This is a genomic window from Bacillus sp. SIMBA_154, assembly GCF_046536015.1.
Lineage (GTDB): Bacteria > Bacillota > Bacilli > Bacillales > Bacillaceae > Bacillus > Bacillus pumilus_P.
The window spans coordinates 13,555-27,466 of record NZ_JAWJBV010000009.1; the positions used below are offsets into that span (position 1 = coordinate 13,555).

The following is a 13,912-nucleotide window of genomic DNA, read 5'->3' on the forward strand; positions in this document are numbered from 1 at the left end:
CGGAGCGGAGCGAATTTGAGATTCGTGAGCACCGGCACGCAGGACTGACACCGAATGCGAGGGTTTGTCTACACGCTGAAAGGAAAAGGAGCCCCCTTTTCCTTTTTCTTATGACTTCTTATGGTACGATACAGATAGATCAATTCAGCTAAGAAGGGGTTGCGAGTATTGGCAAACGTTATTCAACGATCATTAACACTTGGTGACATACCAGATCTCATCGCATTGTCAAAAGAAGTAGACTGGCCTGATTACAATGCAGAAGAACTCACATCTCTTTTAACAAATGGACATTTTACAGGTTTTACAACAACTGACGGACAAGTGATCTCATGTGCTGGACTTTTCCAATATGACAGAGTCGCGTCAATTGGGGCTGTCATTGTATCGGAGACACATCGCGGCTTAGGCCTTGCACGTAAAATGATTGACACCTTGCTTCGTCAAAGTGATCAGAGCGTTCCTGTCGTTTTAACGGCTACTGCACAGGGGCAGCCGGTTTACGAAAAGATCGGGTTTCACACGGCCGGTTACATTCATACATACAAAGCACAGAAAACAAACCCTTCGGCACTTCGCGTGTCAGGTAAGATCGACCTTTCTCCTGCTGGTGAAACGCACCTTCCGTCCATTGAAGCACTTGACGAGAAAGGTGCAGGCACCAATCGAGCAAGCTTTTTAAAAAAACGAATGGAACGAGCAGCGTTCCGGCTGATCGCAAAGGATGAACATCACGAAATAACCGGCTTTGCCTTTGGCGTCGAAACGCCAGCCAATCTGATGATTGGCCCGCTTGCAGCAAACGATGAACAAACGGCGCTTTCACTCATCCAATCGCTCATCTCGTCTTATTCTGGTGCCATTCGTTTAGATATGCAGGAGGAAACAGCTGAGCGCCTGCATACATCACTTATAGAAGCAGGGTTTACGAAAACAAACAAAGCGCATTTTATGATGATTCGCGGAAAAGAAAAGCAAAACGATCCGGCGCTTCTTTATTTCCTTGCTTCTCAAGCATTTTCTTAAACAACCAAAAAGCTGTAGACAAAGGATGTCTACAGCTTTTCTTTTTTACTTCTCGCCAACGGATGAAAGAACATGAGCGAGTGCATTTGTGACCTTCCCATGCTCTGACGCATGCGGCCGGTCGTCTCCATCTCCATAGCCATAATCAATCATTCGATTACGGTTTAAGCAAAGCTTTGTCAGCTGAGGCTGGAATAGATCAAATAATTCAAAACGGTCCTTTAGCTGCGGGAATTGCTCTTGATAATGCTGAATTTCTTCTGCAAGCAAGCGCCAAAGAGTGGTTTCATCTAACAGCTGATGATTGTCTAACACGTTTGATACGTAACGCAGGTTACAAATAAACAATCCTGTAAAGATAAATTGTACTAGACCTTCCGGCGGCTCACTGCGCAGCACTTCTTTTAACTCTCCTTCTAGTGAAGCTAATTCAGGCAGCGGCTGATCACTAATGTTCACATCGTCAACGAAATCTTTGATCGCCAAACGATGCGGCCGATGATCTTTTAACACAAGAATCGTATTTTGCCCGTGCGGTGAAAAGACTGTACCGTATTGATACATAAAATGCAGCAGCGGCGGCATCACGACATGGAAAAATTTCGCCATCCATTCTTTTGCTGAGAGACCTGATTTTTCAATGAGCTGTTTAATATACGGCTCTCCTTCATGATCCTCATAAGTGAGTGCCGCAAGTGTAACAGGGCACTCCCCTTCATCTAAGTACGTATAAATGCTTTCTCTAAAAATCACACCGAGCATTTCAAGATATTGATACGGCGCACCAGACAATTTGCTGTAGTATGGATGATCGACATTGATACTTGCATTCTCACCTGGTAAAATCACGCGGCATACGTCAGATAAAAATGAGTCTTGATCAGCAATCCCTTTAATATGCGCTGTAATACGAGGGGCGATGACTGTACGTTCTGACGGAAGTCCTCGGTACACAAGTGTATTTAAAATACTCATTGGCAGTTTAATATGATGCTTACCTTTATTTGAAATGTTCGTAAAGGTTCTGATCGACTGCTGCGGAATATATTGATCAAGCCCCTCTCCTACATACACAATGCGGCGCATGGCCAAATCTTCTGGGAAATGCTGAATAATCATATGAGTCCACTGCCACTTATGAACAGGCATCATATAATAATCAGCCGCATTCAGCCCTTCATCCTTTAAGACGCGGTGAAACTGACGAATGGTCACTTCATCTAATTCTTTTGCGATCACTTGTTCATAGTTTTCATGTTCAACCGCATGGAATGTCGCAAGTTCTTTGTGAACAGCAATCCAAGACAGCTGCACACTTTCTTGCCTTTCAGGTGCATAGGCTAAGTAATCATCGTAACTGAATCCAATGCGCCCTTTGTTATACACAATCCAAGGATGCCCTGTCATTTCTCCTTCGATCCAGGCGTAATCTGTATCTGTCAGTTCATCCGCACGAAGTGCTTTTTTCGACAGCAAATGAACATCTGCGAGCAGGGTATGATGAAGCTCTTTGATCAGATGGCCTGTTGTGTCAGAAGACATTGGAATGATCGGCTGGATGTCCAGTAAAAACACAATGGCACTGACATCCTTTGTCCATTTCCCGTCTTGACAGCACTCGATCGATTCAGCGATCGTATCATAACTATCAAACAAACGAGGTTTTGCGAGATAGCGATATTTCTTATGTTCATGAATGATTAATTCATATTGAGCGATGCCATCCTTACGATCTAGCTGAACGGGATGAAGCATGTCCTCATACATGTATTCAGACAGCATTTTTGCCACCATTCGCTGGTTTGCCTTTTTCCAAGCAGCAGGATTCACCGCTTTTTTCAATTCATCTTGTACACTCATCGCTTCATCCTCCTTAACCTTTGATTTCTTCAAATGTGTTTGCGTTCTTGTGTGTACCAAATGTCTGGAAGACGTGCTTTTGATATAGTGGATACACGGTTTTTCGGGCAAGTTCATTGATAATCACACTGTTTCGGTAAGCCCCAAGCCCTAAATCTGGTGCGCCGACCCCATGTGTATGAAGCTCTGCATTTTGCACAAAAATATCATTTTCACCCATTGTGTTTGTTTTCAGGCGATATTCACGTTCAACTTGGAATCGTCCTTGATCATCCCACTCAATGTGGTGGGCAATCGGATCAATGAACGGCGGCAATACCGATTGGTAGCCAGTCGCCAAGACGACAATATCCGTCTCATGAGTAAAGGATTCCTCTTTTACCCATTGAGAGCAGGAAATCGACAAGCCATCCGCTGTTTCCTCAATCAAGTTGACCTCGGTCATCGCTTGCAGCACCGTGTTCAACTGTTCTCCGCAGGCAGAACGTTCATAAAGCAAGTGATAAATATCACGGATCATCGCAGAGCTGATGCCTTTATACAGCAAGTCTTGCTGCTTTAATAACGCGTCTTTTTTTGTTTGCGGAAGCTCATAAAAGAAATCAATATAGTCTGGAGAAAAATACTCAAGTCCAAGGTTAGAATATTCCATTGGGAAAAACCCTTTAGACCGTGTGAACCAGTGAATATCCTTCGCCTCATCATCTGATAAAATGTCATAAAACACTTCTGCCGCACTTTGACCAGAGCCGATGACCGTCACAGACTTTCCTTTGAAACAGCCTTCTTTCTTGCGTTTTAAATAGTCAGCAGAATGAAACACCTTATCTCCTAAAGCTGGCTGGAGCGATGCTGGTATCGCCGGCTGCGTGCCAATTCCTAAGACGAGGTGCTTACTTTCAAACACCTCTACGGTTTGATCTTTCACATGACGGACATGCACTTCATATCGCTTTTCTCCTGCCTTCTCGATCAATGAGACAGATTCAACATTCATACCAAACCGGCAAGAGTCTAATTGGTCAGCGACCCAGCGGCAATAATGACTGTATTCCTTGCGCGGGATATGGAAGTCCTCTAGGAAGTAAAATGAATACAAACGGTTTTGCTCCTGCAAATAGTTGAGAAAGCTATATTTACTTTTCACATCTGCCATGCTGACAAGGTCCGCTAAAAATGGGACTTGAAGTGTCGTCCCTTCAATGAGCATACCTGGATGCCAATGAAAGGCTTCACTTCTTTCAAAAAACAAAGCGTCAATTTCATTTACTTCTTCAGATAGTGCGGCAAGCCCTAGGTTAAATGGGCCAATGCCAATCCCAATTACATCCACTACATTATTTTGCTTGTTGAACCACGTCATGGTTATACTTCCTTTCAAATCGATCTCGATCACAAAACATCAAAAGCCCTGTTTTATCAGGTAAAGTAACTGGTTTTACACGTTCAAAGCCGCATTTTTCAAATACATGAATCATTTTTTCATTGCGAATATCCGGTTCAGCAACAATTTTTTCTGTTCTTTTGTTCTGCTCAAATTGAAATGCTGTCATCGCCTGAAGCAGCGGCGCAGCAAATCCTTTTCCGACATAATCTGGCTCCCCTATTAACAGATGAATTCCTTGATCATGCGGAGAAGGCTGATAGTAGGATTCAATCACATCACCTTTGACGTTGTATGCCTCAAAATAACTCATCGGCGTCCCGTCAATGGTTCCTAAATAAAGGGTCTGATGCGGATCATGAATCGCCTGATAAAAATGCTTTTCAAAAGCAGGAAACGGAATATTCAAATGCCAAAATGGGTGAACGTACTCTTCTTGCATCCACTTATGGACAAGCCGGACGTCCCTTTCATATTCAGCGCGAATGAACTTAATACGATGCCTCATCCAATCAGCGCCTCCTTATGTAAAAAGAGCGGATTCAATACAGATGTGTATCGAGACTGTGTTTCCAGAGACCCCGTCAGCTCATCCATATCTTCAAACCTTGTCAGCAAATTCGCTTTTGAAGGCAGTTCCTTTGAGCGGAGAAGGCTGTTTGTCAGGTCAGATGCACCATATTTCTCTTCATGAGCGAGCAATGTGTCTCTAACAAGTGCCAGCAAAACCTCTTCCTTTGCCAGCCCCTCTGTGCCAAAGCCGTTAATGAGACCAAATAAATGATTAAAGAAGAAATAATAACGCAGTCTCTCAACGGCAACATCATCAGCACAAATGGTTTCACTTCTGACGCTCAAGTTTTGGACAAGATTTGCGAGTTTATCCTTTTTCGATTCACTATAATAGTAGCCTTGGTTATCACGATAATAGAATGTGTCTGGATAACCAGCCTTCAGCTGTACGACAGCATTTTGCTGATGGGCTTCCAGCGCAAGACCATACGTTTCAAACAGCCAGAGCATCGGCTCTAACGAAATGGTTAAATATTGTCTAAACCAATCTTGGCTGACAGCCTCCGTTGACCGGCCTTCTGCGTCTGCAAGTTCATGAATGATCCCTGCTAATCGCGATTTTCCTCCATACGCATGATCCTGGCATAGCCCAGCAATTAAGCTTGCCCCTTTTTCATGATGCAAAAATGGATTTTGACGAATGACCACTTCAAAGCCAGATTCAGCCTCATCTCCTTGAATGGATAGATACGCTGGATCTTCAATCACCCGGAATCCAGAGAATTTGTCATATAAAGAAACGCCCAATTCAGTTTTTAAAATGCGAGACATCTCAACTCCGCGATCAAGTTCCTTTTGTTTGTTCACACGTAAGGAGTTCGTAATTTTCACAGGAACAGAGAATTTGAGCATGTAAGCAGAGTCCTTTTGATAAACGGTTCTAAACGAAGAGGTCGCTGTGTATTCAGACCCTAGCGGCCCTAAATAAGTCAGTTTCCCTCCATCCACATAACGCTTTACGAACGCTTTCTCCATGACCACTTTGACTTGTAGCGGGTGGATCGGAATGAGGACATATTCTCCGTCTTCTGTTAATGTATGCAGTCTCTCTTTTTCTTCTGGCACCTGGCGTGAGAGCTCCTCTAGCATGAGGTTTGCGGCAGACTGTGAAATAGAAGAATCCTGAAGCACGATAGAATGGTGCGCTTTAAAGTAATGAAGCTGGAAAGACCCTTTCAGCTCAGGAGAATAAACCGCTTCCTCCTCTTCTGTCATTCCCTGTCTGCTCTTTGGTGTAGGATGCGTTAAATGTCCAAGGAGAAGTGACTGCTCCGCCTCAATATACTCAAAATCAGCTTGAGAAAGAGCCGTTCGATCACTTTCTCTCTCTTTTAAGAATCGTTCAATATTCCGGCAGCTTAAAATGATGCGAAGCATGAATTCATCCTCTGCATCTGTCCGGCCATATTCAATGAGAAGCTCCTTAGAACATAAAGCAACAAGTGTTGTGTAATCGACAATCGTGCCTTCTTCTTCACTACCTTGCGGGCGAAAGCGAATCGGAAAATCAAATAGATGACGGCCTACAGGTGAAAAATATCGGATCGGAATCACAAGCTCAAGATCTTGCTTTGCTAGTTTTGCCACGAATACAAGTGAGCCATCTACTTTGGTCTCTTTTTTTGCAGATCGATCGATTCCTGTTTCACGTAAAAAACAGTTTAAAAAGCTTTGCATGGTTGCATTTTCAGCCATTTGTTTATATTGACTCAACGTAGTACCCTCCCGGATTGAATATGAGCGATCCCGATATCAATGATGTCAGAAAGGATTTCCTCAATATGTGTGATTGTCGTTCTCGGATTTAACAAAGTGAATTTCAAGCATGTTTGACCATCAACCACTGTTTTTGCAACGACAGCAGTACCTGTTTGGAATAATGTCCGGTGAATGATCTTATTGATGTCATCCTCTCGATGATCATCTATAAATCGAAACACAACCGCATTGATCTCTGGCTCAGGATTGATCACCTCAAGGTGAGCATTTGTTTCAATGAGCGCAGCCACATCCTTCGCAAAAAGGATCGTATGGTCTATGATGTCGCCAAACCCTTCTTCTCCAATAAGACGAAGTGAGAGAAGTAATTTCAGTGCGTCAAATCGGCGCGTTGTTTGGACAGATTTATTCACGAGATGTAGAATTCCTTCCAGCTCATCTTCCTTTGGATTGAGATAATCTGCATGATAATCAATCAAACCAAAATGTCTTTTATCCTTTAGCAAAAATGCCCCGCAGGAGATCGGCTGATAAAATTGTTTATGAAAGTCGATCGTGATCGAATCAGCAAGCTCAATACCGTCTAATTTACTTCGGTAGGTTTCGCTTAACACAAGTGCTCCGCCATATGCAGCATCTGCATGAATCCACAGGCCGTATGGCTTGACGATGTCATACACATCTCGAACCGGATCAATACTGCCAAAATCAGTTGTCCCGCAAGTCGCCACTACCGCAAATGGCAGCAGATCACGCTCCTTTAACTCAACCAGCTTCTGCTTCAAATCATTGAGGTCCATTCGGTGATGCTCATCGGTCTCTACCAGTACGACTGCCTGTTCCCCTAAACCTAGCTGGGATGCTGATTTTTTCACAGTGAAATGAGCATTCTTAGAGCAGAGAATCCGCATACGGTGAGCTTCGCTCGGTAAACCTTTCTGCTGAACATTCCATTGCCATGTGTTTTCGCAAAATGCATCTCTCGCAAGCAGCAGTCCCATATAGTTAGATTGGGTTCCGCCGCTCGTAAATGTCCCATCTGCTAGATCTCCATAAGAAAACTTCGCACACAGCCACTTTAGGATTTCCTCCTCCACCAAAGAAGCAATGCCGCTTTGGTCAAAGGAATCCATCGATTGGTTAAAGGAACTTACCATCACCTCTGCTGCAAGTGCAGGAATGAGGGGCGGGCAATGAAGATGTGCCAAGCATTTAGGATGTGACACATCAACCAAATGAGGCAAAAGGTGTTCTTTTATATCTCGAAAGACAGAATCAATTGATTCACCAGACGGTTGAAATTGAAATAACGATTCGACACTAGCCGCTAATTTCCCAGGCAATATTCCGCTGTACGGTCCTGTGTCTTTTTGCCACTGGGCCAGTAAGCTGTCGATGGATGTATGGAGAGCCGCTTGGAAGGACTCTCTCCCAAGCTGGCTTTGATTAATAAATAATGAATCAACAGAAGGCTTAGTTGATTGCATCGTAAACTGCCTCTTTAAAAATAGCGATGACTTTTTCAAGCTGTTCTTCTGTCATGATCAATGGTGGTAAGAACCGAATTACACTTCCGAAACGGCCTCCTGTCTCCACAATTAAGCCTTTATCGAAGCAATTCTTTTGAATGAGACTGGCTAGCTCTGGATTCGCTGGATAGCTTCCGTCCACATCCTGTTTCTCATTTGGATTGACGACTTCAACGCCAATCATTAAACCTCTTCCACGTACATCACCGAGTGCAGGCACTTGTTTTTGGATGTCTTTTAGATGAGCCTGCATACGATCACCCAATTGGTCTACATGATCAAGCAGATTGGATTCTTTTATAAATTTCAGCGTAGCGGTTCCAGCAGCCATCGCCATTTGATTTCCTCTAAATGTGCCAATATGTGCTCCTGGATTCCATTGATCCAAGTCTTTATCATAAATCACAACTGAAAGCGGCAGACTTCCACCAATTGCTTTTGATAATACAATGACATCTGGCACTATTCCTGCATGTTCAAAGGCAAACATCTTCCCTGTTCTGCCAATGCCTGATTGAACCTCATCGATAATGAGCGGAATTCTTTTTTCTTTTGTGATTCGTCTCATTTCTTTCATCCATTCAATGGATGCTGGTATTGAGCCGCCCTCGCCTTGCACGGCTTCAAAGATCATACCTGCAGGCGGAAGAATGCCGCTTTCAGGGTCATTTAATACACGCTCAATATAAGAGCTGGAAATGCGGTGCGAATCTTTACCACCAATCCCAAATGGGCAGCGGTATTCATATGGATAAGGCAGGAAATGAACATCTGGCATTAAACCTTGCACTCTTTCCTTTGGAGATAAGTTGCCGCTTAATGACATCGTGCCATGTGTCGCACCATGATAAGCCCCGTGGAAGGAGAGAATCGAACGATTTCCTGTCGCTGTCTTGACTAATTTAATGGCTGCTTCTATCGCATCACCACCAGTAGGTCCACAAAATTGGATTTTCGCTCTTTTTGCAAACTCCTCTGGCAAGTGAGAAAAAATCTCATTCACAAATTCTTCTTTAATTTCTGAGGTTATGTCCAACGTATGCAATGGTCTTTTTTCATGAAGCATACGTTCAATAGCTTCTATAACAACAGGATGATTGTGACCAAGTGCAAGTGTTCCTGCGCCTGCCAGGCAGTCATAAAACTCTCTGCCATCCGCATCTGTCACGATCATACCTTCGGCTTTTTGCATGGCTAATGGGAACCGTCTCGGGTAAGACCTTGCATTAGATTCTCTTTGATTTTGCTGCTCTAAAAACTGCTGATTTTTAGAAACGGTTTTGATGGACATAATAAAACACTCCTCCAATTGATAAAGATTATCATTTTCATTTACTAGACTAGAGGATATGCGATATGAAAGTCAATTGTATTCAAAAAGATGATTCGAAAATCATATGAATGCAATATTTTCTTTTTTACGAGTATTTTCGTGTATCTTTTACAAACATCTACTGCCGTAAGGAGATGAACGCTTGATCGTGAAAATGTTGAAAAAAATGACAAATCATTCTTCCTGGTTCTTTTGTTCTACTCGTCACTGAGTGCTTATTTTATACAGAAAGCTGGATGAAATGAATGTAGAAAAAAAGCAATAACACAATTTTTATTGATATAAATGGTTTTAATGGTATAATTTCTCTGAAACGAAAGGGAATCGAGGGAGATCTGATGATTGTAACGAAGCATGATCTTCACCACTACTTGGCACAGGATAAGAAAGCATTAGCCATCACGCACAGAAGACCAAAGTGGTTTGGGGATGATATATGGAAATATCAGAGGTATTTACGAAAATATGAATACTATACAAATAGCGGAGCCACATTACGCAAATGGTTTTACCGCTATTTACATAAAAAGAAAGGCATGCAGCTTGGCTTTGATATTCCGATTGGCGTCTTTGGCCCTGGGCTCAGAATCAATCATACTGGTCTTTTGATTGTGAACAAGCATGCAAAAATCGGGGCATTTTGTGATATTCATCAAGGGGTGAATATCGGTCAAAACCATCATGAAAATGATGTCCCAACCATCGGAGATCATGTATGGATTGGCCCTGGTGCTAAGCTGTTTGGAAACATCTATATTGCGAATCATATTTCAATTGGAGCAAATGCAGTGGTGAATCGTTCCTTTCATGAAGAGCAGATGATCATTGCAGGTGTGCCTGCTCAAAAGGTAAAAGAAAAAAGCCCTTCTTCATGAAGGACTCTGATAAAAAAGAATCATACCGATCAAAACAGAGATCAGCAGCATGAGGTAAAACAAGATGGTTAAAATGAGAATCGTCCAGCCGAGTCCCTTCCTTTCTGTCTTGATCAAGTAAATACCAAGAACGATTGTACTAAATAGCACGCCTAAAATGGCCCACAGCCATTTGTCTTTGCCATGCTTTGGCGCATCAAACCATAAATAAATGGCAACAGCAAGTGATACGAATAAACCCGTAATTCTCAAGATCAAACTCCCCCTTATGTACACGCGTGCTCTCTATTATGCATTTGAGTATCCAATGATCAGCAATAAGAAGTAAAAGACATAGACTAGAATGAAAATAGAATAGATGATAATGGACACGATCAGAACCGTCCAGCCCAACCCTTTTCTTCCTGTTTTGATGAGGTATACTCCAAGTGTAAAGAGCCCGAATAAAAGACCTAAAACCGCCCAAAGCCATTTATTCTTCCCATGTTTAGGCGCATCTACAAATAGATAAATGGCCACTATAATCGACACAAACCATCCGGTCATCCAGCGCAACTCATTCGCCACCCTTCTTTTTTAGTTTATTCAATTATACGCTACTTTTGTCCTAAAAATAAAAATAATTATTCAGTGGTATGGCGCGGGAGGCTTTGCCATTCCTCTCTCAGCATCCCGTAACGCATAGAATCATAATACTCTCCTTGGTAGTAACGGACCTTTCGCAGTCTTCCCTCAAGGGTAAACCCGCATTTCTCCGCGCACCGCATCATCCGTTCATTACCAGACCAGGTGGTGAGACCGATTCGCGGGATATCAATGTATGAAAATAGCTCATCTATCCATAGACTTAACGCCTTTGTTCCAACTCCTCCATTCCAAAAGCGTGAGTCATAAATAAGAATCCCGCATTCAAGCCAGCGTGTTCGTTCATTCTCCCAATAATAAGAAACGGTGCCTTTCATTTCGCCACCTATGACAATGCCATATAGCTTTGGCGGAATGGCATCATCCTGTACATATCGTTTCTTAAATGCAGCAAGCGGTATCTCGTGTTCATGAAAATAAGGTGCATTCCACTTTCGATAGGACTGGTCTGATGCTTTAAACTTTAAATGCCACACGACCTCTAAATCAGTTTCTTCTAATGGGCGTATGCTCACAAACTCCTCTTTTCTCCCTTTCATCATTTCACGTTCCTTTACTTTGTCGTTCTTCTTGCTAGATGACGGTATTGGATAGGCGGCATGCCTTCATTTTGCCGAAACAGCTTAGAAAAATAAGTAGGGTCGTCAATACCTACACGTTCTGCAATGGCCGCTATTTTTTCATTCGTTGAGGCAAGCAGGCTTTTGGCTTTTTCGATTTTGAGACGATTGATGTACTGGTTAGGAGTCAGTCCATACACCGTCTGCATGCATCGTGTGATGTAATCAGGATGATAATGAAGCTTCTCTGCCAGCTGCTCCATTTGTAATTTTTTCATAAAATGGCGCTCGAGATAGTGAACCACTTCTGATGCGACGGTCTCCTTTGCACTTGGAATATGAAATGCTTCTTTTTGTAAATGAATGAGCAGCTCCTCAAATTGAAGCTGTTTTTTTAACGGAAGTTCAGACGCGTCATCATTCAATGCCCTCATAGCTGAAAGGTGCTTCTCTAACACGCTTCTTCCTTTCACTTTTCCTTGACGTGGCAGGCTAAATTCATATTTTGCGGGTTTTTCAAAGGTGGCTTGATTTTGTTTCATATCAAACCAGTGTTCTCTCGGCCGGTTCGTAAACTCAAATGGATCAATTGAGAAATGCAGCCACTCATAATGGGTTTCTTCTTCGCATGGCAGATGTCCACCGTGAGACAGGCCGGGTGATAGAATGATATATTCTCCTTCTTTTACGTGATGAGCCGCCTCATCCTCTGTTATCCATAGTTTACCTTTTGTGACATAGAGAAGATCAAATACAGTGAAGATTCTAGAGATATGTCTTTCTCCTTGATGAAATACGCCTTTGCCTGAAGCAATATAAACCGGAAACGGCGGTACAGTAAATGTAATAAATAGATCCATATTCATCCCCTTATGAAGTCGGATTTCTCCAATAAGTTTCGGTTTCATCTCTTCTTATTATAGTCGAAGCAAGGTACACTATAAATCGGATTTATACGAAAGGGGGCTATGTGATGAAACCTCAAGCACTGTCATTTCAAAAGATTCAAGCCAAAAGTGAAAGATCCCACCCTTCATTATTTGCGTTAACTTGGCCTATTTTTATCGAAATCTCTTTATATATGCTCATGGGAAGTGCGGATACACTCATGCTGAGCCAATACTCCGATAACAGCGTTGCCGCAGTAGGTGTAAGCAACCAGCTGCTAAATTTATTGATTGTCATGTTCAGCTTCATTACAACAGGTACGACGATTGTAATTGCTCAGCTTTTAGGAGCGAGCCGCGAGCAGGAAGCGGCTCAAGTCGCCTATGTTTCACTAGGAACCAACTTCCTGATTAGCTTTGTCATTAGTCTCCTCATGTTTGTGTTAGCTGTTCCAATCTTACACATGGTGGGGTTATCAAGTGAGCTGATGCCAGATGCAACGGTCTTTTTACAAATTGTCGGCCTGCTTTCTTTTATTCAAGCGCTCATTATGACCTATAGTGCTATTTTAAAAAGCTATGGATATACAAGAGACACGATGTATGTCACCATCGGAATGAACTTGTTAAACGTTGCCGGTAATTATTTCGTCATTTTCGGTCCGTTTGGCTTCCCAGTGTTAGGCGTGATGGGTGTTGCCCTTTCAACCTCACTTGCTCGGTTCATCGGATTAATAGCGATGATCCTGATTGTTCGCCGCCGAATTGGGTTACGGTTTTCACTGAAGAACATGTTTCACATCCAGCGGACGCATTTAAAAAAGCTGCTAAAAATCGGGATTCCTTCTGCTGGCGAGCAGCTCTCTTATAACGGTTCTCAGATGGTCATTACGCTGTTTATTACATTTATGGGAACGCAGGCACTAGCAGCAAAAGTATATACTCAGAACTTGATGATGTTCATTATGTTGTTTGGTGCAGCCATTAGCCAAGGGACTCAAATTTTAATCGGACGCCATATTGGGGCGAAAGAATTCGATGCTGCCTATCGCAGGTGCATGAAAAGTTTATACTGGGCCATTGCCGTCTCCCTTCTTTCTTCCATTGCTTTATCTTTATCATCGACGCATTTGCTTGCTTTTTTCACTAGCAACAGCGAGATCATTCAAATCGCCGGCCTACTCCTCCTATTGACGATCATTTTAGAACCTGGACGTTCTTTTAATATGGTCATCATTAACTCCTTGCGGGCTGCTGGTGACGCGAAGTTTCCTGTGTATATGGCGATGATTTCAATGTGGGGGATCGGGCTTCCGATCGCTTATATATTAGGCATTCAGCTTGAGATGGGCCTGATTGGGGTTTGGATTTCTTTTATCGTGGATGAATGGGTAAGAGGCATCTTCATGTATAGGCGGTGGCGTTCAAAGGTATGGACGGAGTATCGTTTTTCTTCCACATAAAAAGGACTGTGGGTGCAGTCCATTCAGATTGTTGACAAAGAGCTAAAATGATCTTTAT

General features: G+C 42.8%; 13 protein-coding genes. 3 read left to right on the plus strand and 10 right to left on the minus strand.

All coding sequences use genetic code 11. The features are described 5' to 3' along the window. Window positions 1-168 precede the first annotated feature (168 nt). Window positions 169-1,026: a GNAT family N-acetyltransferase gene (locus R0K30_RS13175; protein ID WP_099728861.1), complete on the plus strand. Its 858-nt coding sequence runs from the start codon at window positions 169-171 to the stop codon at window positions 1,024-1,026. Window positions 1,027-1,071: 45 nt separating this feature from the next. Here R0K30_RS13175 and R0K30_RS13180 read toward each other — a convergent pair whose 3' ends face one another. Genes R0K30_RS13180 through R0K30_RS13205 form a run of 6 tightly spaced genes read right to left on the minus strand, consistent with a single transcriptional unit; the run spans window position 1,072 to window position 9,382 of the window. Continuing rightward, complete coding sequence (locus R0K30_RS13180) at window positions 1,072-2,886, minus strand: IucA/IucC family protein (RefSeq protein ID WP_410611151.1); 1,815 nt, start codon at window positions 2,884-2,886, stop codon at window positions 1,072-1,074. A 13-nt stretch (window positions 2,887-2,899) separates the two neighbouring features. Then, the gene (locus R0K30_RS13185) at window positions 2,900-4,249 is read right to left on the minus strand and encodes a lysine N(6)-hydroxylase/L-ornithine N(5)-oxygenase family protein (RefSeq protein ID WP_099728164.1); all 1,350 of its coding nucleotides are present in this window, start codon (window positions 4,247-4,249) and stop codon (window positions 2,900-2,902) included. Then, window positions 4,224-4,778 carry a GNAT family N-acetyltransferase gene (locus R0K30_RS13190; RefSeq protein ID WP_099728163.1) on the minus strand — a complete coding sequence of 185 codons (555 nt, stop codon included), beginning with the start codon at window positions 4,776-4,778 and terminating at the stop codon, window positions 4,224-4,226. The genes R0K30_RS13185 and R0K30_RS13190 overlap by 26 nt, the downstream gene beginning before the upstream one ends. Further along, entirely contained in the window at window positions 4,775-6,556 is a 1,782-nt protein-coding gene (locus R0K30_RS13195; RefSeq protein WP_410611154.1) for an IucA/IucC family protein, read from the minus strand. Before R0K30_RS13195 ends, R0K30_RS13190 begins: the two co-directional genes overlap by 4 nt. After that, window positions 6,553-8,049, minus strand: coding sequence for a pyridoxal phosphate-dependent decarboxylase family protein (locus tag R0K30_RS13200; protein WP_230030929.1), 1,497 nt, complete (start codon window positions 8,047-8,049; stop codon window positions 6,553-6,555). Before R0K30_RS13200 ends, R0K30_RS13195 begins: the two co-directional genes overlap by 4 nt. Continuing rightward, window positions 8,036-9,382 carry an aspartate aminotransferase family protein gene (locus tag R0K30_RS13205; RefSeq protein ID WP_099728160.1) on the minus strand — a complete coding sequence of 449 codons (1,347 nt, stop codon included), beginning with the start codon at window positions 9,380-9,382 and terminating at the stop codon, window positions 8,036-8,038. The genes R0K30_RS13200 and R0K30_RS13205 overlap by 14 nt, the downstream gene beginning before the upstream one ends. Before the next feature lie 380 nt (window positions 9,383-9,762). On the opposite strand from R0K30_RS13205, the gene R0K30_RS13210 reads away from it, so the two are divergent. Beyond that, window positions 9,763-10,299, plus strand: a complete 537-nt coding sequence (locus R0K30_RS13210) for a serine O-acetyltransferase (protein ID WP_099728159.1) — start codon at window positions 9,763-9,765, stop codon at window positions 10,297-10,299. On the opposite strand, the gene R0K30_RS13215 is transcribed toward R0K30_RS13210, so the two are convergent. From R0K30_RS13215 to R0K30_RS13230, 4 genes are all read right to left on the minus strand, one after another. Continuing rightward, window positions 10,294-10,551 (minus strand): hypothetical protein, encoded by a 258-nt coding sequence (locus tag R0K30_RS13215; RefSeq protein ID WP_099728158.1) that lies wholly within the window; start codon window positions 10,549-10,551, stop codon window positions 10,294-10,296. The genes R0K30_RS13210 and R0K30_RS13215 overlap by 6 nt on opposite strands. A gap of 36 nt (window positions 10,552-10,587) precedes the next feature. Further along, a complete protein-coding gene (locus tag R0K30_RS13220; protein ID WP_249705461.1) occupies window positions 10,588-10,845 on the minus strand; it encodes a hypothetical protein in 258 nt (85 codons plus the stop codon). 77 nt (window positions 10,846-10,922) lie between these two features. Then, window positions 10,923-11,483 carry a GNAT family N-acetyltransferase gene (locus R0K30_RS13225; protein ID WP_410611159.1) on the minus strand — a complete coding sequence of 187 codons (561 nt, stop codon included), beginning with the start codon at window positions 11,481-11,483 and terminating at the stop codon, window positions 10,923-10,925. Window positions 11,484-11,497: 14 nt separating this feature from the next. Beyond that, complete coding sequence (locus tag R0K30_RS13230; protein WP_099728156.1) at window positions 11,498-12,364, minus strand: AraC family transcriptional regulator; 867 nt, start codon at window positions 12,362-12,364, stop codon at window positions 11,498-11,500. A gap of 113 nt (window positions 12,365-12,477) precedes the next feature. Between R0K30_RS13230 and R0K30_RS13235 the strand changes: the two genes are divergently transcribed. Further along, on the plus strand, window positions 12,478-13,854 hold the full coding sequence (locus tag R0K30_RS13235; protein WP_099728155.1) for an MATE family efflux transporter: 1,377 nt from the start codon (window positions 12,478-12,480) through the stop codon (window positions 13,852-13,854). The last annotated feature ends 58 nt before the right edge of the window (window positions 13,855-13,912 follow it).